The sequence below is a fragment of the Paenibacillus sp. FSL R7-0198 genome (genome assembly GCF_038000415.1).
In the GTDB taxonomy this organism is placed as follows: Bacteria; Bacillota; Bacilli; order Paenibacillales; family Paenibacillaceae; genus Paenibacillus.
This window is the reverse complement of sequence record NZ_JBBOCB010000001.1, coordinates 2,264,259-2,289,637: the sequence shown is the minus strand read 5'-3', so window position 1 is coordinate 2,289,637 and position 25,379 is coordinate 2,264,259. Positions and strand designations below refer to the sequence as shown.

Genomic DNA, 25,379 nt, shown 5'->3' with positions numbered 1-25,379 from the left:
ATGGGAAGTTATATCGTCAAAAGGATTCTGTTAACCATCCCTTTACTGATTATCATTTCATTTATAACGTTTGTTCTGATTAATCTATCTCCCTTGGACCCGGCGGTTGTTGTGTTACAGGCACAGGAAGTTCCGCAGATCACAGAGGAATTAATTGCCCAGACCAACAAGGCATTGGGGTTCGATCAGCCGTTCATGATCCAGTATGTGAACTGGATCATGGCTGTTGTGCAGTTGGACTTTGGCAACTCTTATGTATCTGGTGAACCCGTATGGTCATTGATGGGGCCGGCTTTTATGAACACATTGAAGTTAACGCTTGTCTCATCGGTATTCATTATTGCGCTGTCCATTCTGCTGGGTGTGATCTGTGCCATGAGAGAAGGCAAGTTGCTGGATCGATCGGTCAGAGGCGTATCATTTTTCCTTACCGCCATGCCATCCTACTGGCTTGCAGCCATGATGATCTGGTATTTTTCCGTCAAGCTGGATCTGCTACCTACCAGTGGTATGGACTCATATCGAAGCTACATTCTACCGGTGATTGTAATCACGGTGAGTTATACAGGCATTTATTTCCGAACGGTTCGAAGTTCCATGCTGAGCAATATGAATGAGGACTATGTATTATATGCAAGGGCAAGCGGTCTGAGCGAAAAGAAAGTAACCCTGCATATTCTGAGAAATTCATTACAGGTAGCCGTATCGATCTTTTGTATGGCGATCCCGATTGTGCTGGGCAGTACGGTGGTCATTGAAAATGTATTTGCCTGGCCGGGGCTCGGAAGGCTCAGTGTAAAATCCATTTTAAGCAGGGATTTTCCGATTATTCAGGCGTATGTTCTGATGTTGGCTGTAACCTTTGTCTTGTTTAATACGTTATCCGACATCATTAATGCGGCGATGAATCCCCGGTTGAGAAAGGAATTCTGATGCGAATACTGAAAAATCTGAGCAAAGACAAGCTTGCGATGACCTCTTTGGTAGTGATTATGGTCACGATTCTGGCGGGCATTTTGGCTCCGCTTATTGCACCGCATGACCCTGGGCAAGTGAACATGAAGCTTCGATACGCCTCCTCATCCTGGGAGTATCTATTAGGTAATGATCATCTGGGCAGATGTGTATTATCCCGACTTATCTATGGCATCCGTCCAAGTGTGTTATGGGTTCTGGTTGCGCTGAGCCTTTCTGTTCTGATCGGGGCCATTGTTGGATTCATCGCAGGTTACTTCAAGGGGAAAGTGGATGCGTGGATCATGAGAGTCTGTGACATTATGCTTTCTTTCCCCGGATACGTAATGACACTGGCGGTGGTTGGCATTCTGGGTGCAGGACTGGAGAATATTTTGATTGCCTTTGTGTGGATGAAATGGGCCTGGTTTGCCCGCGTTATTCGAACATCTGTGATGCAATTCTCTGATATGGATTATGTGAAATTCGCTAAAGCCTCCGGCACGCCTAATCTGAGAATTATAACCAAACATATTGTTCCGGTTACATTTGCCGATATTGCTGTCATTGCCAGCGGTTCCATGTGTTCGATGATGTTGCAGATCTCCGGCCTTTCCTTTCTGGGGCTTGGAATCCAGGCTCCGCATGCGGAGTGGGGCATGATGCTCAATGAGGCGAGGGAAGTCATGTTCTCCAGACCTGAGTTGATGTTGGCACCAGGCCTGGCCATTGTGGTGGTGGTGTCTGCTTTTAATTTTTTATCGGATGCGCTTCAAGTGGCTCTGGACCCCAAATTGATGACCTCTCAAGGTAAGTCTGACAAGTCTTACGAAAGTGAGGTGAGAAAGGCCGCTTATGAATATAGTCGAGGTTAAACATTTGAAAGTATGGGACAGCAATACAGGCAAAGTGATCATTCATGACAGTTCATTTGAAGTCAAACAGGGAAGCTGTATGGCCATCGTGGGGGAAAGTGGTAGTGGGAAGTCCGTTACGTGCAGGGCCATCATGCGACTGAACAAGCCATGGATTCGCCAATCGGGCACAATGTCATTTCAGGGCGAAGACCTGAACCAGCTTTCGGAACCGGAGATGCGGCGTAAGCGGGGCAAGCATCTGTGTATGATTTTGCAAAATGGCATGAGTGCATTTGATCCTTCCTGTGTCATTGGTGTTCATATTCGGGAGACGCTTCAGCAGCATTTTGGCTGGAACACTCGCGTGATTGAACAGAAAATCATCCATGCCATGGAAAGCGTCATGCTCAGAAACCCACGCGAGATTCTGAATCAATATCCACATCAACTGTCTGGTGGGATGCTGCAACGAATCATGATTGCACTGGCGTTGGTGCTGGAGCCCGATCTGATTATTGCGGATGAGCCGACAACGGCACTGGATACGATCTCTCAATATGAAGTGGTGGAGCAATTGATTCAATTACGTGAACGCATGGGCTGTTCCATGATGTTCATCTCCCATGATCTCGGCGTCGTCCAGAAGATTGCAGATGACGTGATGGTTATGAAAGACGGCAAGATCGTTGAGCGTGGCAGCATGCATTCTGTTTTGACAGAGCCGAAGCATGCCTATACGCAGTATCTGGTCTCTACCCGGCTGGAGCTAAGCAATCATTTCAAGGCGTTGATGCAGGGGGAGTCATAGATGCTAAAGGTGGAAGGTATCGAAAAATCATATAATCAAGGCGGACTGTTCTCCAAGCACAAACAACAAGTTTTGAAACAGGTTACCTTTGAATGCCAGCAGGGCGAGTGTCTGGGCATCATCGGTGAAAGCGGAAGCGGCAAATCCACATTGGGCCGTCTGATCCTCGGCATTGAACGGCCGGATCGTGGAACGATCTCGCTGGATGGGAAAGACGTACAGGATCGACGTGTTCGAATGGGTAACATCAGCGCCGTTTTTCAAAATTACACGTCTTCCATTAATCCGTTTCTTACGGTTGAAGATGCCATTATGGAACCGATGCAAGCTCAGCAAAAGGTACGACAGGATAAAGATACCTCAGGGAAGGTGGATCAGCTGCTGCATCAAGTTGAACTGGACCCTTCTTATAGATCCAAATATCCGCATGAACTATCGGGCGGTGAGGCTCAGAGAGTGTGCATTGCGAGGGCCATCTCTACCGCCCCTAAACTTATCGTGTTTGATGAAGCGATCAGTTCACTGGACGTGTCTGTTCAGATTCAGGTGTTGCAATTACTGAAAGAGCTGAAGGAAATCTACAAGCTGAGCTATGTCTTTATCACCCATGATATACAGGCGGCAGCTTATATCTGCGACAGGCTAATTATTTTCAGAGAGGGACAGGTTGTAGAGATTGTTCCGACCAAGCAACTCAAGGACGTACAGTCCGACTATGCGAAGCGATTATTGAAGCATTTAATACCATTTTAGGAGGAGCCCCATTGTGAGTGGAGCGATGTCTTGGCCTTTTCTACGCTTGTACATATTGGTTCTTCTATATTTCAGTGCCAATGCCATTCTTAACGTGATCATCCCATTACAAGGGGAGTCCTTGGGTGCGAGCGGTACAACGATTGGACTGATCATGGGTGCTTATATGTTCACAACGATGTTCTTCAGACCCTGGGCCGGTCGGATTATTCAAAAGCACGGATCAATCAAAATATTACGTCTGATTCTGATTATCAATGGATTTGCGCTGATTTTATATACCTTTACGGGACTTGGAGGTTATTTGGTTGCTCGTATTTTGCAGGGGGTATCGACAGCGTTCTTTTCCATGGCTTTGCAGATTGGCATTATTGATGCCCTTCCGGAGAAAGATCGGTCACAGGGCATTTCGTATTATTCGCTGTTCAGTTACATACCAGGGATCTTGGGGCCTGTGCTCGCATTGGGGATATGGCAGGCGGGAGGCATGGATTATTTTACAGTGGTTCTGATCGGCATTGCCGTCTGTACGGGCGTCTTCGGATATACCGCCAAAATGGAACCAAACAAGGAGAAACCTGCTGAGAATCCATCGAAGCAGAATGTGAGCATGTGGGAATCCTTTGGGCAGTTGGTGAAGAATCCGTATTTATTTCGCTGTAGTGTGTTAATGCTCGCTGCCTCGGTTGTATTTGGCGCGATTACAACGTTTATTCCGCTGTATGCGAGCCAAGTACCAAACGGGAATGCCGGCGTATATCTGATGCTTCAGGCAGGAACGGTGGTACTGGCTCGAATTATGCTTAGGAAAAGGATTCCTTCCGATGGCAGTTGGCATTCTCCTTTCATGATGGGCACCATGTGTCTGCTCGCCGTAGCTGCGCAATGTGTCAGTTTTGCCGTGACAGGCGGGGTGGTCTTTTTCTATGTGGGTGCTGTATTCATGGGAATCGGTCAGGCGATCCTGTATCCGACACTCACGACCTATTTATCTTTTGTCTTGCCTAAGCTGAATCGGAACGTTCTGATCGGGTTATTTATCGCGATGGCGGATCTGGGTATTTCTCTGGGTGGTGTGATTATGGGACCCGTTGCTGACTTCTCTTCCTATTCATTTATGTACATGATCTGTGCTATCCTAGGAGCGGTAATGATCGTTTTTGCCTATGAACGGCGTAGACCCGTGACAGGTACATCTGTGAATTGACTGCTAGAAGAGAAAGTGGTGACAAACGTTTGAAGTCTTCAATGACGGCAACATCCAATGGGAAATTAAATCCGGTATCCTTTTCGTTTATCCGGTTTTATATGCTGGCCTTTTTATTTTTTGCGGCGAATTCTGCTTTGACGATTATTCTGCCTTTGAGAAGCGAGGCCGCCGGATTGAACCAGGCCGAGATTGGTCTGATGATGGGGGCATATATGTTCACCTGTATGCTCTTGAGACCTTTTGCAGCACAGCTGCTGGGCAAGTATGGTCCACTTCGAGTGATGCAATGGTTATTGCTTTTGCATGCGGGCACGCTACTGCTGTTTGTTGTTTTTGGTGTGGAGACGTATCTGTGGTTGCGAGCCCTGCAAGGGGTGGCTACGGCGTTTTTCTCCATGACGATGCAGGCAGGCATTGTGGAAAAGCTGGAGGACAAAGACCGGGCACAAGGGCTGTCCATGTACACCCTGTTTACGATGGTTCCTTCTCTGGTCATTCCGATCCTGGCCATACAAATCTGGGAAAATGCCAGTGATCTAGCGTTTACGCTGCTGATGATCGGACTGGCGGCTTTGCCACTTCTGATTGGGTATAATGTGGATCTGCCGCGGAGTACCGTGCAGAACAAATCGTATACCTTGGGCGATATGTTTCGTTCATTCGGCGGCATCTGGCGCAGTACGCCACTGCTGATCAGCAGTGTGGTGATGTTGTTTGCGTCCTGCGTTTTTGGAGCAACAGCGACCTTCCTTCCACTGTATATGGTATCCACCGGAACGGCGAGTGCTGGGGTATTTCTGACGATACAGGGATTGGTTGTGATCCTGTGCAGGTTTATTTTGCGTAAAAAAATTCCGTCCGACGGTAGCTGGAATACCTGGCTGATGGCAGGATTAATGCTGTGTGCAGCACTGGGAACCCAGTTACTCAGCCTGATGGAGATCATCGGGCCATTGGTGTATCTCTCCGCGGTGTTCAGCGGTTTTGCCTTGGCACTGTTGTACCCGACATTAACCACATATCTGTCTTTTGTGCTACCTGCGGATTCCAGATATGTACTCATGGGGATTTTCATGTCCTCGTATGACCTTGGATTCTCTCTGGGAGGACTGGCGATGGGGCTCATTGTACAGGTGAGTTCGTATTCGACCATGTTTATGATCTGCACGTTGCTGTCTATTGCAGCGATGGTACTGGTGTTGGTGTTCAGGCAACGGATGGAAGCGGGCAATAAGGCCAGATCTGTGGTGACTATATAAATTGAACTAAAGAACATTTACACGGATCACTCCGATGACAGAACAACCTTCCGATCGCTGTTATCCCCAGATTTTTTTGATTCCTTTTTATAAGGTTAAATCCGGGGATAGCGTATGCTTCCGATTTAGCTTTCTTGCAAAAAGCTTGTAGGCGAAGTGTATGCTTTCGAAGTAGCTTTCCTGCAGAAAGCTTGTAGCTCCGCTTCTTCAGGTCCTTTCTGTCCTCTCCGTTTCGTGTAAATGTTCAGTTCAATCTATATAGTTTTGTTGAATATGTCCCGGTACAGGCGTACTTCTAATTTATATTGATAGTTCCGCTGTCTAGCCTATCCCGCATGTAGTGCGAATATTTACAGAGGAGGTTTATGACTCACTTCTTGCCAAAACGTATCATCAGGATGCGAAAGTGTAAGGGGCGGTCATCAACCTTTTTTTGCAGGTTGAATCAAAAATAGTTTGACAACGACCGTCCAACAGGATTATAGTCATTGTTGTTAATCGTAATAATTACTATTAAAGTCTGGATTACGCAGACTGCACATATAAGGAGTAGATTTCTATGACACAAAAGCAAGTTCCGGTAACCGTACTGAGTGGTTACCTCGGTTCAGGGAAAACGACGGTTTTGAATCATGTGTTGAACAACAGACAAGGGCTTAAGGTTGCCGTGATCGTTAACGACATGAGCGAGGTCAATATTGATGCTGCGCTGGTTAAGGGGGAGGCAACCTTGTCTCGAACGGAAGAGAAGTTAGTGGAGTTGTCCAACGGCTGTATCTGTTGCACCTTGCGGGATGATCTGATGCAAGAGATTGAGAAGCTGGTGAACGAAGGCAAGTATGACTATATTTTGATCGAATCCACCGGAATTAGTGAACCTGTTCCCGTTGCACAGACCTTTACATACGCCGATGAGGAGTCGGGTATTGATCTGACTCGTCTGGCCCGATTGGATTGTCTGGTAACGGTGGTGGATGCCAATCGATTCTGGCATGATTTTGGATCAGGACAGAGTCTTCTGGATCGTAACCAGGCGACCGGAGATGAGGACACCCGTGATGTCGTAGACTTGTTGATTGATCAGATTGAAACCTGTGATGTGCTGCTGCTGAACAAATGTGATCTGGTCGATGACACCGAGCTGAACAAGCTCGAAGGGGTCATCCGCAAGTTACAGCCTAACGCCAAGATCATTCGGACTGAGAACGGACAGGTGAATCCGTCTGAGATTCTGAACACAGACCGCTTTGATTTTGAGAAGGTGAGCATGTCCGCTGGATGGATTCAGGAGTTGGAGAAGGAGTCGCATACACCGGAAACCGAGGAATATGGCATTGGTTCCTTTGTATATCGCCGCAGAAAGCCGTTCCATCCTTCCCGTCTGGCTGAATTCATGAGTTACTGGCCGGAAGAAGTGGTACGTGCCAAAGGTTTGGTATGGCTCGCGGCCGAAGGGGATGTTGCTGCAAGCCTGAGTCAGGCGGGACCATCCATTCAATTTGGTCCTGCGGGACATTGGATCGCGGCGTTGCCGGAAGCGGACAAAGAAGAGATTTTACGTAACGAGCCAGATGTTCTGGAGAAATGGGATGCCCAATGGGGAGATCGTCAGACGGAACTTGTCATGATTGGGATTGAAATGGAGCGTGAGAGCATTGAAGATGAGCTGGACCAGTGCCTGCTCAGTGATGAAGAAATGCTAGGCGACTGGGGCCAGTTCGACAATCCACTGCCATGGCCTGTGGAAGCGGTATAACTCGGAAGATGATGTTTTGCATTGGGAGTAGCGCTGTATAAGCACATCTATATAAATTGAAATAAACATTTACACAAAACGGAGAGGACAGAAAGGACCTGAAGAAGCGGAGCTACAAGCTTTCTGCAAGAAAGCTACATCGGAAGCATACGCTATCCCCGGATTTACCCTTTGTAAAATGAATCAATATAATCTGGGGATAACAGCGATCGGAAGGTTGTTCTGTCATAAACATAAATTCGATGGATAAAGGAGCTATAATTCATGGCTAAAAAATCTAAAGTGGTACGTGAGAAGCAACGTCAGGCGATCGTGGCAAAATATGCGGACCTGCGCCGGGAATTGAAGGAAAAAGGGGATTACGAGGCATTGCAGAAATTGCCACGGAATGCATCTCCGACCAGACTAAAGAATCGTTGTGAAGTGACAGGTCGCCCGCGGGGTTATCTACGCAAGTTCAAGGTATCTCGAATCAAGTTCAGAGAACTTGCTCATCAAGGGCAGATTCCTGGCGTAACAAAATCCAGTTGGTAAAATGATCAAGGGATGTAGCTGACCACTTTTGCATGAGGAAGGGCACTACTTGTTGGAAGCTACATGCGGTGCGTAGAACAGGGCGTTTTTTTGCTGAAAGGGTGTGCATCTTCATGTTGGACTTGTTTACGTTACGAAGAATTCAGTCTGTAATGAACGGATATATTCACGAGAAGGTACCTGCGCCACTGCGTACGATGATGAAGTTGACGTATGAGATGAATGACAATGAATTGATCCTGACCTAAGAAAGACCCGCCGAGGAGCGGTATCACTGGGATAAGATGCATATTGCCCGATTTTACTGGGAAGAAAATCAGTGGAAAGTGTATGCCAGAGATGAACAGAGCAGCTGGAATCCGGTAGATGTTATTACACCTTGTTCCGATTTTGAGAATGTGCTCGAGCAGGTGGAACGGGATGAGGCTGGACTGTTCTGGCGTACGTGAGCGAGATCGGTTGAGAGTATATTTCATTCGTGAAAATTAATGTTAATTCAGACAAATATGGCGTAGATGCAACCGAGTTCGAAGCTAGCGAAGCAGTGGCTAGCTTTGGGCTTTTTTTGTGTCCAAGAATCACTGAAGCAAAGAGGGGGGATCTTTTGGTCTTCCTTCCTTAGTGAGCAAAAGAATAAATAAAATCTGTTTTACAATAAAAATTTATTGTAAAACGATAAATATTATGATAAATTCATATCACTTAAAACAAGTGAGGTGCTTTTTGTGAAGCGAGGTACAACCATCTTTTTAAAATTGGCTGTGTTGCTTATTGGTGTTCCCATTCTTGCCTTATGTATATTCGGCATACCCTGGTTAGCGAATAATCCGGTGAATCCGAATTATGCAGGTGCACTATACCCCATAGTGATTATTATGTATGTGTCCGTTATTCCGTTTATCGTTGCACTGTACCAGGCATTCCGTCTGCTGAGCTACATCGACAAAAATGAAGCGTTCTCTCTAATATCAGTGAAATCCTTAAAAACTATAAAATATTGTGCTATTGTAATCAGTAGTCTCTATTTTGTGATGTTGCCTTTTGTGTATGTTGTAGCAGAGAAAGATGATGCCCCAGGCCTCATTCTTATGGGAATGGTTCCTGTTTTTGCTTCATTGGTCATCGCAGTGTTTTCTGCTGTGCTCCAAAGATTGTTACAGGAAGCGATTGATATCAAATCAGAAAATGACCTAGTGGTCTGAGGTGAATATATGGCCATTATAATCAATATTGATGTGATGTTGGCAAAGCGGAAAATGACGGTTACCGAGCTTGCAGAGAGAGTTGAGATCACGATCGCCAATATTTCCATATTAAAAACAGGAAAAGCAAAAGCGATCCGTTTATCCACTCTGGATGCCATCTGTAAAGCACTGGATTGTCAGCCTGGAGATATATTGGAATATAAGGCTGACGAGGACGAAGATACAAATGAAGATATATGAAAAATGACAAAAGAAGACTCTGCATGTTGTATGCAGAGTCTTCTTTGGCGTCGGCTTGATCAAGGAATACTGCCATGCCTATAACGAATGATTGTGCATCATACGGAATTGCATAGGCGTTACGTTTTCCTGGGTTTTAAAACAGCGGATGAAGTAACTTGACTGTGAAAATCCCGTTTCCAGCGTAATTTGTTTAATGGAAAGGTTGGTTGTGGCAAGCAGCTGTTTCGCATGTAATAACCTGGATTCCATCAGGAATTCCGGGAAGGAGATACCAAACGTCTGACTGAACTTGCGGCTAAAGTATGTTGTACTGTATCCGGCAATCCCGGCAGCGTGGTCAAGTGTAATGTGCTCGTTACTATGAGAACGAATATAATTCCCTGCTTCACGAATTCGCTCTGATGTGTGATTTAACGAAACATTAATTTGGCTCGCTGCGGATTGTAATTGGGTCAGAAGTTCATATAAAGTAGCTGCCATGCTGTGCTCGTCCTCCACCTGATAGCCTCTTCCGAGCTCCAGTAATCGATCCATGAGCGCGGTAACCACCGGGAAGTTGGAGCATTGAAACAGCCATGGCTCGTCAACGCCTTTTCCATTTAACAGCTCTTCGAGACGAATACCGTAGAAGTGAATCCAACGAATACTCCAAGGATCATCCAAATCTGAGTAGTAGGTTTGTCTGAGACCGGGGCCATAGAGGAATCCCTGCCCACGTGTTAGCTCATAACAAGCGGTTCCAGTGTCCAGGAACCCTTTACCTTCAAGTACAAGGTGCAGATTGTAGCAATGATCTAAGTTGATATCTTTGGTTCGATATTCCCGATTCACATGATGCTTGGGAAAATCACTGTACCCTCCAATAAAATCGGGAAAACATACATGTCTGGGGAAAACCGGCTTGGGGAGAAAGATATGTTCTTTCACGTGCATCCTCCATTTAAACGCAATATTTTTATGTAGTGAACTGAAATAGATTCAGCCCACTGTTATTTGAATATTCAGCAATGACAATATTTTATTATAAGTCGCATAATCTTGTCATTTATTATATGTGAAGGTTCCAATAGAATGGAGGCAATATGGCAGGTTAAGGGGGCAATTAAAGGTGGCAAAATCAATCCAATTGGATGAATTAAAAATGGGGGTCTGTTATTACCCTGAGCACTGGTCGGAAGCGTTGTGGGAGGACGATTTCCTTAGAATGAAAGAGATGAATATCACGGTTATTCGGATGGCTGAATTTGCATGGTCCATCTTTGAACCGGAAGAAGGTCAGTTCGATTTTAGTTTTTTCCAGAAGGCACTGGATCTGGCGCATCAATATGGTTTAAGTGTTATTTTGGGAACACCTACTGCAACTCCACCAGCATGGTTAACATCCAAATATCCTGAAGTATTAAACGCAAATAAGGACGGGGTATTGTATCAACACGGTATGCGACGCCATACCAACTACAGCAGCCCAATCTACAGACAGCAATGTGAGAAAATCGTGCGTAATATGGTGATTGCCTATAAAGATCATCCGGCTCTCATTGGATGGCAGATCGATAACGAATTCAATTGTCATATGGATGTTTTCTATGCTGAGGCTGACCATGTCGCCTTCCGTGAATGGCTTAAGAATCGTTATGAATCGTTGGAGAACCTGAACCAGGCTTGGGGAACCGTTTTCTGGAGTCAGACCTATACCGACTGGGAGCAAGTTCACCTTACCCGAAATATGGTCAGCCAATCGCCAAATCCTCACCTGGCATTAGATGAAAAGAGATTCATCTCAGCAAATACCATTTCATTTGCCAAACTTCAGGTGGAGATCATTCGGGAACTGGATCCGAAACATTGGATCACAACGAACGGTACGTTTGGACACTTGGATAATCATGAAATGACAGAAGACCTGTTGGATTTCTTCTCCTATGATTCGTATCCGCAGTTTGCCACGATCTTCCCAGGGACAGACGATAACTCATTACAAGATCGGACCTGGAGCATGAAACTGTCGAACGTGCGCAATATGTCACCGAACTTCTGCGTCATGGAACAACAGTCTGGGCCAGGAGGCTGGGTCGACAGTATAGGCATGGGTACGCCAAGACCGGGACAGATCCGATTATGGTCGTATCAATCTGTTCTTCATGGAACAGATCTGCTCGTCTACTTCCGCTGGCGGACGGCAACATTTGGCACCGAGATGTACTGGCATGGCATCAATGATTACCATAATCAGCCCAACAGAAGGGTACGCGAGGTTGCACAAGTAGGGGAAGAGTTTGCCAAGATCGGGCGTGTTATTGCGGGCACTACATATCAAGCCGATGTTGCAATCCTACAGGATTACGATAACATCTGGGACGGGGAGTTGGACGAGTGGCACGGCCCGCTTCAGCAACAGAGTGTACGCTCTTGGTATAAGCAGCTCCAGTATCGTCATATTCCGACGGACATGGTTACACTGCAACCAACGACAACACTGGAAGAGTTATCTGAATATAAGGTGATCATCTATGCTCACCCGGCCATCATGACAGACGAGACAGCAGAACTTCTCCAAGCCTATGTCAGTCAAGGGGGAATCCTGTTTTTCGGTGCCCGCACCGGCTATAAGGATCTCAAGGGACATTGTTATATGAGACCGTTCCCTGGGGCTGTCGCTGAGTTGTGTGGTGTAACCGTAGAGGACTTTACCTTAATCAAAGGAACCATTCCAGCAGCTGAGCTGCAATGGAGTGGGGCGAGTGAGCGACTTCAGGAGGGAACGTCAACGGCCGGATTTAACGAAGTTCTTCATGTGGAGCATTCTGACGTGCAGGTCATGGCTGAGTATACATCCGAATATTATGCAGGTAGTCCTGCATTGACCAAACGTGCGGTAGGTCAGGGGCAGGTATGGTATTATGGTGCGGCTTACAATGAATCGGTCGTAGATGCTCTTCTTGATGAAATCAGGCTAGTCTCGCCTGTGGATGACCTGGTAGAGGTACCGTCCGAAGTTGAGCTTGGTATCCGTTCCGGTAAGGATAAAGCTTATGTATTTTTACTCAACTACTCGGATCAACAAGTACCCATTAAGCTTAAGAAACAAGCAAAAGAGTTACTGTCAGGTACAACACTTCAGAATGAGATCAACATGCCCGCGTATGGTGTGTTCATTTTTGAGATCGATTTGCCGCAATAAGGAATCCATTCATCAATATCATGCGTTATATATACAAATAAACACCAAAAGCGCCTTGCAGCCATTGCAAGGCGTTTTGTATATGCATGATGTGATGTGTAACATCCATTAAGCATGAGTGTTGTTGGTTATATTCTGTATAACTACGCTTCGTACAAAATTTCACCTGTCCGGGATACATCATATCCCTCGAATGATTGCAGTTCCTGCCTGAACTCCGGCGATTGGAGAATTCGCAGTACAGATTCTGTCCAGGCTTCATTACCTTGCTTCCTGAGCATGACCAGATCATAGCGCTCCTGTGTGAGCGGGACAAAATCAACCTGGCCTACAAGTCGTGCAGCTTTCTCAATGCCAACTCCGACATCGGCTTCGCCAGAACTGACTTTGGCAGCCACACCCATGTGACTGGTTTCCTCGGTTTCATATCCAATCAGACCTGCGGTAGGAATTCCATGCAGCCGAAGTTGCTCATCCAGCAATACTCTCGCACCAGAACCTATCTCCCGATTAGCTAGTCTCAGTTCAGGCTTGCTCAGATCGGTCCAATTCTGCAAGTTCTGCGGATTGCCACGCTGTACATACAGTCCGGCAGGACGTGATAGCAGGTTCACCACAACATAGGACCTTCCAGTCAGAATTTTGCGAATATACGGCAGATTATACTCACCGGTATCTCCGTCGAGCAGATGAGTGCTGACCAGATCGGACTCACCGCGATACATCGAGATAAGCCCATCCAGACTACCCATGAACGAGCGTAGCGGACGAATGTCCCGAGTTTGTTTTTCCATATGGCGCATAAGAATATCCAGACTGACATCCTGACCTGTTATGACCAGATGCCGTGGTACAGCAGTCATTGCATGAGCAGAACTCGCTGGAGTATTCGCATGCGCAGACCCAATGGGTGTAGTCGATTGTAAGGAAGTTCCCTGAAAATCACCCTGACCTGGCTGAGTTCCTGATGCCGAGGTCTGATGAGGAGCCGGGATACGCTGACCTGAGGACTGAAGTTGTTTGGAACGACGTTTATATGCCTCCAGATCGGTTGCATCAATTCGCATTTGTTTACCCACACGGTATGCGACGAGCTCTCCTTTTTTGATCAGGTCATAAACTGTCAGTTTCGATATTTTGAGCAGCTTGGATATTTCTTCGGTTGTGTAGGATTGCTCCTCCGTCATAAGTGAAGATCCTCCTTCAAAGGTATAGAGCAATTATGGTTTTGTTATGAATGTTTCTTGTACTATATCATTAATTGAGGGATGCCATAAACCTGAGGACACGCAAGAAACGCATAGGACAGGTAACAAAAATCAAATGAGATCTTAATCACCTTCCCATTTTGTTTGTCTTGTGTATAATTAGATATAATCAATTATAACTAGTTATATCTAAAGATAACGTTGGGGGAGAAATGAATGAGAAAGAGAATCGGATATGTGTTGGGAAGTATGTCACTGGGACTGGCTCTTGTATTGGCTGGTTGTGGTGCAAGCAAGGGCACTACGGATACATCCATGGGTGCAGAACAAACGACCTCAACGCCAGCGGCATCAGGTGAAAGTTCATCAGCAGGAAATACCGATCCGCAGGAAACGGTAGATCTGACGATCTCTGCGGCGGCCAGTCTGACCGATGCGATGAAAGAGATTGAAACCAATTATGAGTTAGCTAATCCTTATATAGAACTTAATTTTAACTTTGGCGCCTCGGGTGCCTTGCAACAGCAGATTGAACAGGGTGCCCCGGCTGATGTCTTTGTATCGGCGGCAACAAAAAATATGAATGCGCTAGTAGATGAAAACCTGGTTGCATCGGGCGATCAGAAGAATCTGCTACAGAATTCACTGGTGGCCATAGTACCAGCAGATGGGACCCACACAGTAACCAGTGAAACGGATCTCACCAGCGACTCCATCAAGACGGTAGCCATTGGGATTCCGGAAAGTGTTCCGGCGGGAACCTATGCCAAGGAAGCTCTGACCAATGCCAAGCTGTGGGATGAACTGGAAAGCAAGCTTGTGCAGGGGAAAGACGTTAGACAGGTTCTTCAATATGTAGAGACAGGTAATGCAGATGCAGGATTTGTATATAAAACGGATGCTCTTACTTCGGATCAGGTGAAAATTGCGTTTGAAGTGGACAAAAACAGCTACACACCAGCCAATTATCCAATAGGCATTATTGAAGGAACCAAACACCGTACTGAGGCCGAACAATTCTATGCGTATTTACAAACCCCTGAAGTACTGGATATCTTCGAGAAATACGGATTCACAATTCCGGAATGAATGTGAACGCCATAGACTGGTCCGTATTCTGGTCACCGGTGCGCTTATCACTTCAGGTTGCGCTGTTATCCAGCGTGGTGGCCACTGTGCTCGGAATCGCGATAGCCTGGAAGATGTCACGTTCTTCATTTCGGGGAAAGATCCTGCTGGAAACGGCATTTATGCTGCCGTTAGTCCTTCCTCCGACGGTGGTTGGATTTCTGTTACTTGTCATACTGGGGCGTAAAAGTCTGTTTGGACAATGGATTGAAGCCATATTCTCCGCTCCGGTTATTTTCACCTGGTGGGCTGCGGTGATTGCTGCGGTGGTGGTTGCTTTTCCACTCGTGTATCAGACGATGAAATCGGGATTCAGTGGTGTGGATCGTGATCTGGAGGATGCGGGTCGTTCGATTGGGGCAAATGAGTGGCAGGTTTTTCGTTATATTTCCCTGCCGCTCGCAGGCAGAGCATTGATGACCGCTTTCATCCTGGGCTTTGCCCGTGCACTCGGGGAATTCGGTGCGACACTGATGATTGCAGGCAATATTCCGGGCAAAACACAAACGGTACCTACGGCAATCTATGTCGCTGTGGATTCGGGCAATCAGACCATGGCTTGGGCATGGACTATTTCCATTATCATCATCTCGTTTCTCATGTTACTGATGACCAGACAGCAGCGAGATGGAAAAAATGTCTGATTTCATATGTACCAATATCAATATCCTGCCAAATTGGTCTTAATGGAAATGTAAAGATGTTTTAACATAAAAAAATAAAAATTTTCCCAAAATTTAATCGTTCAGTACTCGCTTTCAGTGGGCTTGTTCCTGTAAGATAGAAGTAATGGATTCCAGCCAAGTACTGAAATAAGGAGAGACGACGATGAACACTAAATTTGATTGCGGCGTTTCGTTGCAAATCGATGACTATCTGGATCTTTTGCATTTTGCCATCCAAATTCAGGATCAGGAATGGCAACAATCCCTTATCCGCCAACTCAAAATATTTCAGACGGCGACGGAGCAGCAGCGCACACCTGAAGAGGAATTATGGACACGGTTTGATTACATCAACAGCAAACTGACAGGTCTGTGCCACCAGATTCATGCCGCTCATTCCATGGACGAACGCAAGAAGTTCGAGGAACGGATCGGTATCTTACAATTACAGCGAGTGGAAGTTGCACGTAAAATTAAATGGGCGAGTCGCAGATAGATGAGTAGTGTATACACCAAGTGATGCACCGCCAAAATGGTATAATTAGTGAGAGTCATACAAGAAGAAGCCATCCGCCAATCGATATTGGGGATGGTTTTTTCTTGTACTATAGAGAAGTCCTATAACCATATCAGGATGTCCTATTAGTTTAGTTATTGCCCTAAGATGACTTGTAATGATATTCTTTGTTCAACCTAATTCCGACTATACAAGTAAGAATGGTTTGTTAATAGGGTAGAGGAATGGGAGTACACATCATATTCGCTGTGATAACAGCCTGTGGAGGAGATTGGGAATGGTTAAAAAACGGGGGATTCAAAAATTCCGGACAGCACTGCTGTTCATTACAATGCTGGCGGTACTGGCTGGATGCAGCACAGGAACTGCAAGCAATGATTCAGAATCTGCTTCGGCAGCAGGCGACACCAAAGTGAAAAAGATCATTGTAGGAACAGGTACACAGTTCCCGAATGTCTGCTTCATTGATGAGAATGGCAAGTTAACAGGTTATGATGTGGAACTGATCCGGGAGATCGACAAACGTTTGCCTGAGTATGAATTCGAATTCAGCACCATGGATTTCAAAAACCTGCTGCTGAGTCTGGAAACGAAAAAAATTGACCTGATCGCTCACCAGATGGAAGTGAATGATGAGAGACAGGCCAAGTTCCTGTTTAATGATGAAGCCTATAATATTTTTCCAAATAAAATCGTCGTAAGTCAGAAAAATGAGGAAGTAAAATCGATTGAGGATCTCAAAGGGAAAAAACTGATTGTTGGTGCTACAAGTAATGCGGCTGTACTTGCTGAGAAATGGAATGCAGCGAACGGCAACGGGATTGATATCGTTTATTCCGGAGCGGGTGAGGATACCATTACCCAGATCAAAACAGGCCGGGTGGATGCCACCATCAGCACTCAGTTTGCCATTGATTATCAGAATAAGGCGGTTGATGCTCAGTTGAAAACGGTAGGAGATGCCCTCTCCAACTCCAAAGTGTACTTCATTCTGAACAAAGATGAGCAGGAGCTCAAAACCAAAGTGGACGAAGCGCTCAAAGCGATCAAAGAAGATGGAACATTAGGCAAACTGAGCACAGAGTGGCTTGGAGCTGACTATACGGTTGAAGAGTAGTCTGAGAAAGGTGTGCAGCGGTAATGGGAAAATCATTTGATCTGTCATTGGTTCTGGATTTCATCCCGGAACTGCTACGATATTTGCATATAACACTGATTGTGCTGGGTGGTTCCATCGTGCTCGGACTGGTGGGCGGCGTGCTTCTGGCCGTTCCCCGGCTGTATCGGATTCCGGTACTAAGCCAGTTGGCTACCCTGTACGTCTCATTCATGCGGGGCACACCGATCCTGATCAAATTGTTCCTGGTGTATTACGGACTTCCCGAGTTGCTCAAACCCATTGGCATCGACCTGTCGAGAACCGACCCGTTGTTATTTGTCATTGTGACCTATGCGCTTAGTGACGCGGCATCCTTTGCCGAGATCTTTCGCGGAGCGGTGCGCAGTGTGGATAAAGGTCAGACGGAAGCAGCCTATGCTGCGGGTATGACCACATTCCAGTCTTTTCGGCGGATTGTTGTTCCGCAGGCACTGATTGTTGCTTTTCCGAATATGGCAAATACGTTAATCGGTTCATTGAAGGATACGTCTCTGGCTTTCTCCATTGGTGTCATGGATATGGTGGGCAGAGGGCAGACGTTAATTTCGGCTACATCGCATGCACTTGAAGTGTATATCAGTCTGTCTGTGGTCTATTATGTCATTGTTATTGTGCTTGAAAAAGGATTCGCCTTTGCAGAACGCAGACTCCAGCGTCATGAACGCAAGAGAGTTGTACGCAAACCGGCAATTCGAGCCAAACGCCTGAAAGAGGTTGTTCAAAAAGTCCGCTTTTGATTACGAATCATGCCTGGCGGCATCTTCTTGGTACTGAAAACCAGACTTTTTGAACTCTCACTGAAACGAATAGCGGGGTGAGCATATGTCGATTGATCTCCAGTTTATCTATACCTCTTTTTTTCAAATCCTGAAGGCATTGCCACTGACACTCGTCATTACGATTGTTCCGTTGATTGCAGGCTTCGGAATCGGTCTGGCTACAGCTTTGATCCGTATTTATCGCGTGCGGTGGATTCACCGCATTGCTGACTTCTACGTTTCGTTCCTGCGTGGAACACCGATGCTGATGCATCTATTCCTCATCTATTACGGCATTCCGATGATTATCGATAAGCTGTCGGAACGTTACGGTTGGGCTTTCCAATCCTCGTCGATTCCAATTCTCGTATTTGTACTGATTGCTTTCTCGCTCACTGCGGGCGCTTATATGTCCGAGATTATCCGTTCAGGCATTCTTGCTGTGGATATCGGCCAGATGGAGGCGGCTCACGCTGTAGGCATGAGCACATTCCAGGCTTTAAGGCGCATCATTATACCTCAAGCGATCGGGGCTGTATTGCCTAACCTGTGCAGTATGTTTGTTGGATTCCTGCATGGATCAACACTCGCTTTTACCGTGTCTCAGATGGACATACTCGGTAAAGCGGATGTGGTGGCATCCGTAAGTCTGAAGTTTCTGGAGGCCTTTATCGCCGCAGCGTTCATCTATTGGGGGCTGACCATCATTGCCGAGCGGATCACTGCTCTGCTTGAGCGTCGGGTTGCCGTGTACAGCAAAGGAGGCGTGTCATGATTACACTAACGAACATACACAAGACATTCGGCAAGCAGGAAGTATTGAAGGGCATTGATCTAACCGTGGAACAGGGCGATGTCGTAGCGATCCTTGGACCGAGCGGATCAGGTAAAACAACGCTGCTGCGTTGCGTCAATTTTCTGGAACGTGCCGATGAGGGCGAAGTTCAGATCAGTGGATTGACCGTCGATTGCAAGCATGCACGCAAACATGACATTGTGCAGTTGAGACGCAAAACAGCGATGGTGTTCCAGCATTATAATCTGTTCAAACACAAGACCGTGCTGGATAACGTCACCGAGGGATTAATTATTGCCCAGAAAATGTCCAAAGCCGATGCCCGCACGCGTGCCTTGCGTGTGCTTGAACAAGTCGGACTGTCTGCCAAAATCAATGAGTATCCAAGTATGTTGTCAGGTGGACAACAGCAACGGGTGGGCATCGCCAGAGCACTGGCACTGAATCCCGAAGTGATTTTGTTTGATGAACCGACCTCGGCGCTGGACCCTGAGCTTGTAGGTGAGGTATTGTCTGTCATCCGCTCCATTGCTCAAGAGGGGATTACCATGATTGTAGTCACCCATGAAATGGGGTTTGCCCGTGAGGTGGCAAATCGGGTTGTTTTCATGGATGGAGGTTCCGTTGTGGAGGAAGGAACCCCGGAAGAGGTATTTGTGCGTCCCAAGCAGGAACGTACTCGCCAATTCCTCAGTCGATATTCTTCCGACTGGAGTTATGTCATCTGACGATATAGGCGCAAGCTGTAGTAACTGACGATCCCGGCCCGGCATATGCTGTAACAGGCAAATGCTGATAGGCCGGGTTTTTCTATGGGTGAAGCAGGCCGTGACGGTAAGGAGGAGGACCATGCAGAGCAAAATCGATGAAATCATCACACATATTGCACACTCTCACCAGCAGATCGCACGTGTGCTGGATGCCAAACGCCAAGTCGCTGTACGCATGTCTGAAATCATCAATCATTTGCCAGATATCGAACCGGAGTTGGATGGCGTTGACGGTCTGCTGGATAGCTCTGGGCAAATCAACAAAAGCATTATCTCTTACTTGGGGGGCCTTGCAGATCTGGAAGAGGCTGTTGCCGAGACGCTGACTCAAGTCATGCGGGAGATCGCGGTTCAAGAGGAAGAATAAGCCCGGAAGGCGGGTGAAGGAAAATGAGTAGAGAACAGAGCCTCATTCTGATGCTGGACGCAGCAGCCAAAATGCAGTGGAATATTGCCCTGATCCTGGAGGCAAAAGCGATTGAGGCCGAGAAGGTACGGAACTGGACGTTGAATCATTTGAATGGTGATACCTTTCTGACGCATGGGGATCAGGTAGGCGAGCCGCTCAAAATGCATGATCAGCTGGTGGAATTGCTGGAAGGATTAACCCGGATGGAGACCGGACTGTGCAACAATCTCAAAGCGGTGATGGTGCAGAACGATAGCGAAGATGGCGGCGGTATGGACGGTGGCATGTTTGGCGGCATGGATCTGGGAGACATGGGAAAATGAGTCTGATGCGGCGTGAGCAGGAAGCTAAACTGGCGCTCATTGAATCCATCGCACACAGTCAGCAGGCGCTGGCACGCATTCTGGACAGTGTAGCCAGTGTAACCGCTCATTCGGAAGTATCCGCCCGCAGTCTGGCCGAGAACATTCGTTTGCTGAGTCGCTATCAGGAAGAAATGTCTCGTATGGTTACGGGAATCAGGCTGGCCCGAATCCAGCATGGGGAGCCTGGCTTGCCGTGGCTCAAAGACCCCGGGTGTGCAATTCGTATCGTTCGGGACATACAGGAGGAATGTTGACATGTTAAAGAAGAAGAAAATACGACTGAGAACCAAAAGAGCTTTGTTAATCCGTGGAGCCCGTCTGCGCAAAATTCGCAAGCTGCGTGCGCTCAGAGCCAAACGTGTTCTTCACAAACGCCCACTTAAAGGACGCAGTGCGTGGCTCAAAAAAAAGAAACGTGCGGTACGGCGGCACCGGAGTCCAAAGCCCGTACAACCAGTCGCCCCGGCTACCCCTACCGATCCGAACCCGGACGGTGCGTACAGCCAGGGATACAACGAGGCGTACAACGAGGGATTCAACGCGGGTTTCGCCAAGGGATTCGAGGACGGACATCAGCTGGCGTACAAAGCACAGTAACCGAGTAGATAGGATTATTCCTGCATGGAATGATACCTGTATACAGTTAGCCCGGGGGACAGATCCCTCCGGGTTATTTGCATCGCCGCAAAAGCGGACATGCCCGTACAGGCGGATGTGGAGGGCAAGCGCCAATTTTGCGCCTTGCAGGACACCCGTCCATGATGCATCTGACCCCGAGGCATATCCTTTAGAGGGAAGACCAATCTCGTGGAGAGTCTGGAAGTGAGATCTCCTGAAGGAAGACAGGGTGAAGAATGTGGCAAAACGAAGGCACCGTCCGCTGACCGAAGCGGAAACGGCTTACCGCGGCGGATATGCAGAAGGCCGCAGATTTGGCGGCTGTCAAGCCATGATGGAGCGGGTGCAGATGTTTGAACCGACCCTGCGGGACATGAAAGTGTTATATATCCCGCAAGGATTCGATGCCATCGATGAAGGTGTCACCTTGGCTCTGCAGCAATCTGTACGTGAATGCGTTGTTGGATCGCCAGCAGCGATGTTGCAGGAAGCCAGTCAGCATCGGCCCGATGTTGTGCTCGTCATGAATGGTCTGCATGTATTTCCCGCAGATCATGTGGAGCAGGTGAATGGCATACGTGCACTCGGTATCCGAACTGCCGTGTGGTTTGTGGATGATCCGTATTTCACCGAAGATACAACGTCCCTTTGCCAGCACTATGATGTCGTGTTCACGCATGAAGAGGCCGCGGTGCCCTTCTATCTGGCACATGGAGCGAACCAGGTTATCTATATGCCACTCGCGGTGAATCCAGGCATGTTTCAACCGCGGCGCGTGGCACCGCAGCATCAACACGACATTTGTTTTATCGGTACCGGATTTTGGAACCGGATTGCTTTGTTCGACGAGCTGGCCCCTTTTCTGGCGGACAAAAAGGTATTCATTGCGGGTAGCCAGTGGAATCGGTTGGCACGCTTTGATGTACTAGGCCGTTTCATCCACGAAGGATGGATTGCTCCTGGAGAGACAGTGGATTATTACAATGGTGCCAAGATTGTCATTAACATTCACCGGACTTGCGAGAATGGGGAAGACAATCGCAACACACATCATCTTGAAGGTCACTCGATTAATCCACGCACGTATGAGATCAGCGCCTGCGGCACAATGCAGATTACGGATGCACGTGCAGATTTACCCCGCTATTATAAGCCGGGATATGACATCGAGACGTTCACCAACGCAGCAGAACTTCAGCGCAAGATTCACTATTATCTGAAGCATGAAGAAGAACGACAGGCGATGGCGTGGCGGGGACTTCTCACCACGATGAACCAGCACACATTCACTCGTCGCATCGGTCAGTTACTGGAACATTTGTAATTCCCATCTGAAGTGCAGCACCAACGAGAACCTTATCCCAAAAAATAAAGGAGTGGCGGTATGTCTCTCAAACACCGTAAAACCAAAAAGGTTCATGCACCCGTACTGAGCCTGGCTGATCAAGCACGCAAAAATGGGCAACATGCCGGATATGACGCAGGTAAGGAAGAAGGATATCTGCGCGGGCGCGCCAACTATATTGTGAATTGTGCACAGGAACCGTTGCCTTTCCGACAGCTTCACGTGCTGTATGTATCCTCGGGTAAAGGCTTCCCTTACTCCCCGTTGGATGAGGCCATTATGGCTACGCTACAGGGTATGGTAGCTCAAGTAACCCTCTCTGATCCGCGTCAACCGGTTTCTGAGATTGCGCTGCAGACGCGTCCTGATCTTGTGCTTGTGCTGGATGGAATGGATATCCCCATTGAACATATCGATGCGATTCGCCAAGCGGGCATTCAGACGGCGATCTGGCTCACGGACGATCCGTACTATACAGATATGACGCTGGAAATTGTGACACATTTTGACCATGTCTTCACGTTGGAACTGAACTGTATCGATCTATATCGACAAATCGGCTGCGCGTCCGTTCACTACCTCCCTTTTGCCGCATTCACTAATCATTACTTTCCGATTACAACTCCTTCCCCGTTAAAACGGGATGTCAGCTTTATCGGTTCTGCCTACTGGAACCGGGTATACTTCTTCAATCCGATCATGCCTCAGTTGATGTCACACAATACGGTATTTAACGGAATCTGGTGGGATCGCCTGCCTGACTACACTGCCTATGGTGAGAAGATTGAGCTCGGTCGCTGGATGAGTCCGCCGGAGACCAATGATGTGTACAATGGCACCAAAATTGTCATCAACCTGCATCGATCCCACGAAGATGATTCCGTCAATAATAATCACCTCAAAATCCCGCCAGCCTCACCGAACCCGAGAACGTTTGAAATTGCCGCGTCCACGACGCTACAGCTGACCGACGCCCGGGATGACATTGCGCGTTTCTACAAACCTGGTGTGGAGATTGAGACATATTCCTCGCCGCAGGAGTTACTCGACAAAGTGGAATATTATCTTACTCATGAAAAAGAACGCCGTGAGATAGCACTTCGTGGACTAGAACGTACACTGAAAGACCACACGTATGGCAAAAGAATTAATGAAATGTTAACCATTATATTCCCTTAATTCTGGCCGGGAGGAGGTGTGCACAGTACCCTGTATCGGATAACCGTGTACAGGGTCCGTGCGGCCATGGCAACGAAACCAAAGATGATGTTATTTTCACATGTGTGCAATACTCGCAGCATTACAGGCGCCGAGAAGTTGCTGCTTCATTTTATGAGAGAGATCGGTACGATCTTTGAATGTGTGCTCGTAGCCCCTCAGGAGGGGAAGCTTGCGGGGCTTGCGCGAAGATTCGGCATTCAGGTCAAAATATGCACTCTGCCGATGCTTCACGGTGTGTACACACCTTACCAGGGCATTGCAGATGATGCGGAGCATCTTCGCCATACACCAGCGTATCAGGAAGCAGTCTCCCTAATACGGGAGACTGCTCCCGATATAGTGTTAACGAACACCTGCGTTAATGTGATGCCGGCTGTAGCGGCAAAGTCCCTTCAGATTCCGATTATCTGGAAGATTACCGAGATCATTCATGCGAATGAACATACAACCGAGGCGATCCAGATGATTGGCCGTTACGCGGATTGGATTATCGGCATATCCGAGACAGCGGTAGCCCCATTCCAAGAAGCTGGCATGGGTGACAAAGTGACCATCATATCCCCAACTTGGGAACCCGCGCTACCTGCACCGGACCGCTGGGTTCATCTGCGCGAACGCAAGCGTAAGGAGCTCGGTTTCAAATCATCGCAGACCTGTATCGGTTATATTTCTTCATTTATATATGATGCCAAAGGGTTGAAACCTTTTGTGGATATGGCCTTGAGGATCTGTGAAACGCATTCGCGCTGTCGCTTCTGGATCATCGGGGCAGCATCGGATAAAAAGTATTACGACGAGTGTGTATCACGGGTGAAAAAATCCGGGTATTCACGCCGGTTTACCTTCACCACATTTGAAGAGAACGTATCTCTGGCGTATACCGCGATGGATATCCTGGTCATCCCAAGCATGGTCAAAGAAGGATTTGGCATGACCGCACTGGAGGGTCTCTATTTTGCCAAACCGGTCATCGCTTTTGCTCAGGGTGGACTGAAGGAATTAATGGAATCCGTAGGCAGTGATGCATTTTTGGCCCCGCCGGGTGATGCCGAAGCACTTGTCACCTTGGCAACAACCTTGCTGAATGATGCAGAGCTGGCCTCCAATACGGGGTGGCGCAATCGGACAGAAGCGGAAAGGCTCTACGGCGTTGAAACCTACCGAACGAAACTGCATACGATGGTGACACAGTGGTTATTGCGTTTTCCCGGATGGTTTGCTTATATCCAACCTCCGAATGGACCTGTGTATACCCATGGGGAGGGAGGACTGCGCACTGTACTGGTTCTGGAGCCGACTACGGTTCGGGCACTGTTATTCCCACTGACCGTCATACAGGCGTTGCCACATTCCTCATTACCTCCAATCGCATTGGGTCACGATGCTCCTGTTGCCTCAGGTACTGGCACAGCTGCAAAGCCGATTCAACAGAGGGGCAAAACGCGGAAACGTCGTCGCAAACCACTTGCACCTCATTCTCGCCGAGACCGTGAGGGGCTGAAACGTGCTTCCGGAACTGGCAGACGTAAGGGGAGAAGCCGTACAACGAAGGGACCGCGTCCACATATGGGGAAATCGGCTAGTCGCAGACGCAAATCTGCCAAGGCGGGACGTAGCCGTGCAGGGCGCAAGGGTTCCAATACAAGATGAAGGCAGGGAT

28 protein-coding genes and 1 pseudogene are annotated in these 25,379 nt (G+C 47.6%); 27 read left to right on the top strand and 2 right to left on the bottom strand.

Features of this window, described 5'->3' with window-relative positions:
- From opp1B to MKY87_RS09820, 12 genes and pseudogenes are all read left to right on the top strand, one after another.
- Positions 1 to 933 (top strand): nickel/cobalt ABC transporter permease, encoded by a 933-nt coding sequence (gene opp1B, locus MKY87_RS09875; protein WP_133387061.1) that lies wholly within the window; start codon positions 1 to 3, stop codon positions 931 to 933.
- Positions 933 to 1,829: a staphylopine uptake ABC transporter permease subunit CntC gene (gene cntC, locus MKY87_RS09870; protein ID WP_340964222.1), complete on the top strand. Its 897-nt coding sequence runs from the start codon at positions 933 to 935 to the stop codon at positions 1,827 to 1,829. The genes opp1B and cntC overlap by 1 nt, the downstream gene beginning before the upstream one ends.
- Positions 1,810 to 2,619 carry a staphylopine uptake ABC transporter ATP-binding protein CntD gene (gene cntD, locus MKY87_RS09865; protein WP_340964220.1) on the top strand — a complete coding sequence of 270 codons (810 nt, stop codon included), beginning with the start codon at positions 1,810 to 1,812 and terminating at the stop codon, positions 2,617 to 2,619. The genes cntC and cntD overlap by 20 nt, the downstream gene beginning before the upstream one ends.
- Entirely contained in the window at positions 2,620 to 3,372 is a 753-nt protein-coding gene (locus tag MKY87_RS09860) for an ABC transporter ATP-binding protein (RefSeq protein ID WP_340964218.1), read from the top strand. It abuts the gene before it with no gap.
- 13 nt (positions 3,373 to 3,385) lie between these two features.
- Complete coding sequence (gene cntE, locus MKY87_RS09855) at positions 3,386 to 4,579, top strand: staphylopine family metallophore export MFS transporter CntE (RefSeq protein WP_340964215.1); 1,194 nt, start codon at positions 3,386 to 3,388, stop codon at positions 4,577 to 4,579.
- 41 nt (positions 4,580 to 4,620) lie between these two features.
- The gene (gene cntE / locus MKY87_RS09850) at positions 4,621 to 5,841 is read left to right on the top strand and encodes a staphylopine family metallophore export MFS transporter CntE (protein WP_340967415.1); all 1,221 of its coding nucleotides are present in this window, start codon (positions 4,621 to 4,623) and stop codon (positions 5,839 to 5,841) included.
- Positions 5,842 to 6,400: 559 nt separating this feature from the next.
- The gene (locus tag MKY87_RS09845) at positions 6,401 to 7,597 is read left to right on the top strand and encodes a GTP-binding protein (protein WP_340964212.1); all 1,197 of its coding nucleotides are present in this window, start codon (positions 6,401 to 6,403) and stop codon (positions 7,595 to 7,597) included.
- A 264-nt stretch (positions 7,598 to 7,861) separates the two neighbouring features.
- Entirely contained in the window at positions 7,862 to 8,131 is a 270-nt protein-coding gene (rpsN, locus tag MKY87_RS09840; RefSeq protein WP_036605831.1) for a 30S ribosomal protein S14, read from the top strand.
- A gap of 113 nt (positions 8,132 to 8,244) precedes the next feature.
- Positions 8,245 to 8,379 (top strand): hypothetical protein, encoded by a 135-nt coding sequence (locus MKY87_RS09835; protein ID WP_340964209.1) that lies wholly within the window; start codon positions 8,245 to 8,247, stop codon positions 8,377 to 8,379.
- A gap of 30 nt (positions 8,380 to 8,409) precedes the next feature.
- A pseudogene (locus MKY87_RS09830) lies at positions 8,410 to 8,580 on the top strand (DUF3024 domain-containing protein); the annotation flags it as partial.
- A gap of 276 nt (positions 8,581 to 8,856) precedes the next feature.
- Positions 8,857 to 9,333, top strand: coding sequence for a DUF2975 domain-containing protein (locus tag MKY87_RS09825; RefSeq protein WP_192136289.1), 477 nt, complete (start codon positions 8,857 to 8,859; stop codon positions 9,331 to 9,333).
- A gap of 9 nt (positions 9,334 to 9,342) precedes the next feature.
- Entirely contained in the window at positions 9,343 to 9,576 is a 234-nt protein-coding gene (locus tag MKY87_RS09820; RefSeq protein WP_339789229.1) for a helix-turn-helix domain-containing protein, read from the top strand.
- Positions 9,577 to 9,654: 78 nt separating this feature from the next.
- Here the strand turns inward: MKY87_RS09820 and MKY87_RS09815 are convergent, their stop codons facing one another.
- The gene (locus MKY87_RS09815) at positions 9,655 to 10,512 is read right to left on the bottom strand and encodes a helix-turn-helix transcriptional regulator (protein WP_340964203.1); all 858 of its coding nucleotides are present in this window, start codon (positions 10,510 to 10,512) and stop codon (positions 9,655 to 9,657) included.
- A 175-nt stretch (positions 10,513 to 10,687) separates the two neighbouring features.
- Here MKY87_RS09815 and MKY87_RS09810 point away from each other — a divergent pair, with 175 nt between their 5' ends.
- Positions 10,688 to 12,760, top strand: coding sequence for a beta-galactosidase (locus MKY87_RS09810; protein WP_339789235.1), 2,073 nt, complete (start codon positions 10,688 to 10,690; stop codon positions 12,758 to 12,760).
- A 143-nt stretch (positions 12,761 to 12,903) separates the two neighbouring features.
- Here MKY87_RS09810 and MKY87_RS09805 read toward each other — a convergent pair whose 3' ends face one another.
- Positions 12,904 to 13,947 carry a helix-turn-helix transcriptional regulator gene (locus MKY87_RS09805; RefSeq protein WP_339789237.1) on the bottom strand — a complete coding sequence of 348 codons (1,044 nt, stop codon included), beginning with the start codon at positions 13,945 to 13,947 and terminating at the stop codon, positions 12,904 to 12,906.
- Between the two features lie 237 nt (positions 13,948 to 14,184).
- Here MKY87_RS09805 and modA point away from each other — a divergent pair, with 237 nt between their 5' ends.
- The 14 genes from modA to MKY87_RS09735 all read left to right on the top strand — a co-directional run bounded on the left by modA (position 14,185) and on the right by MKY87_RS09735 (position 25,369).
- Positions 14,185 to 15,057, top strand: coding sequence for a molybdate ABC transporter substrate-binding protein (gene modA, locus MKY87_RS09800; protein WP_339789239.1), 873 nt, complete (start codon positions 14,185 to 14,187; stop codon positions 15,055 to 15,057).
- On the top strand, positions 15,054 to 15,740 hold the full coding sequence (gene modB / locus MKY87_RS09795; RefSeq protein WP_338588426.1) for a molybdate ABC transporter permease subunit: 687 nt from the start codon (positions 15,054 to 15,056) through the stop codon (positions 15,738 to 15,740). The genes modA and modB overlap by 4 nt, the downstream gene beginning before the upstream one ends.
- 184 nt (positions 15,741 to 15,924) lie before the next feature.
- The gene (locus MKY87_RS09790; RefSeq protein WP_338588425.1) at positions 15,925 to 16,257 is read left to right on the top strand and encodes a hypothetical protein; all 333 of its coding nucleotides are present in this window, start codon (positions 15,925 to 15,927) and stop codon (positions 16,255 to 16,257) included.
- A 316-nt stretch (positions 16,258 to 16,573) separates the two neighbouring features.
- Positions 16,574 to 17,395, top strand: coding sequence for a transporter substrate-binding domain-containing protein (locus MKY87_RS09785; RefSeq protein WP_036673581.1), 822 nt, complete (start codon positions 16,574 to 16,576; stop codon positions 17,393 to 17,395).
- A gap of 23 nt (positions 17,396 to 17,418) precedes the next feature.
- Entirely contained in the window at positions 17,419 to 18,174 is a 756-nt protein-coding gene (locus tag MKY87_RS09780) for an amino acid ABC transporter permease (protein ID WP_133387072.1), read from the top strand.
- Between the two features lie 85 nt (positions 18,175 to 18,259).
- A complete protein-coding gene (locus MKY87_RS09775) occupies positions 18,260 to 18,970 on the top strand; it encodes an amino acid ABC transporter permease (RefSeq protein ID WP_074096309.1) in 711 nt (236 codons plus the stop codon).
- Positions 18,967 to 19,719, top strand: coding sequence for an amino acid ABC transporter ATP-binding protein (locus tag MKY87_RS09770; RefSeq protein WP_017692508.1), 753 nt, complete (start codon positions 18,967 to 18,969; stop codon positions 19,717 to 19,719). The genes MKY87_RS09775 and MKY87_RS09770 overlap by 4 nt, the downstream gene beginning before the upstream one ends.
- 121 nt (positions 19,720 to 19,840) lie before the next feature.
- The gene (locus MKY87_RS09765) at positions 19,841 to 20,128 is read left to right on the top strand and encodes a hypothetical protein (RefSeq protein WP_017692509.1); all 288 of its coding nucleotides are present in this window, start codon (positions 19,841 to 19,843) and stop codon (positions 20,126 to 20,128) included.
- Between the two features lie 23 nt (positions 20,129 to 20,151).
- Positions 20,152 to 20,493 (top strand): hypothetical protein, encoded by a 342-nt coding sequence (locus MKY87_RS09760; RefSeq protein ID WP_017692510.1) that lies wholly within the window; start codon positions 20,152 to 20,154, stop codon positions 20,491 to 20,493.
- Positions 20,490 to 20,789, top strand: coding sequence for a hypothetical protein (locus tag MKY87_RS09755; RefSeq protein WP_076211204.1), 300 nt, complete (start codon positions 20,490 to 20,492; stop codon positions 20,787 to 20,789). The genes MKY87_RS09760 and MKY87_RS09755 overlap by 4 nt, the downstream gene beginning before the upstream one ends.
- A gap of 1 nt (position 20,790) precedes the next feature.
- Entirely contained in the window at positions 20,791 to 21,132 is a 342-nt protein-coding gene (locus MKY87_RS09750) for a hypothetical protein (RefSeq protein WP_338588423.1), read from the top strand.
- Between the two features lie 250 nt (positions 21,133 to 21,382).
- Positions 21,383 to 22,477, top strand: a complete 1,095-nt coding sequence (locus MKY87_RS09745; protein ID WP_340964197.1) for a CgeB family protein — start codon at positions 21,383 to 21,385, stop codon at positions 22,475 to 22,477.
- Positions 22,478 to 22,537: 60 nt separating this feature from the next.
- Positions 22,538 to 23,677: a CgeB family protein gene (locus MKY87_RS09740; RefSeq protein WP_339789246.1), complete on the top strand. Its 1,140-nt coding sequence runs from the start codon at positions 22,538 to 22,540 to the stop codon at positions 23,675 to 23,677.
- Positions 23,678 to 23,722: 45 nt separating this feature from the next.
- Complete coding sequence (locus MKY87_RS09735; RefSeq protein WP_340964193.1) at positions 23,723 to 25,369, top strand: glycosyltransferase family 4 protein; 1,647 nt, start codon at positions 23,723 to 23,725, stop codon at positions 25,367 to 25,369.
- Positions 25,370 to 25,379 lie beyond the last annotated feature (10 nt).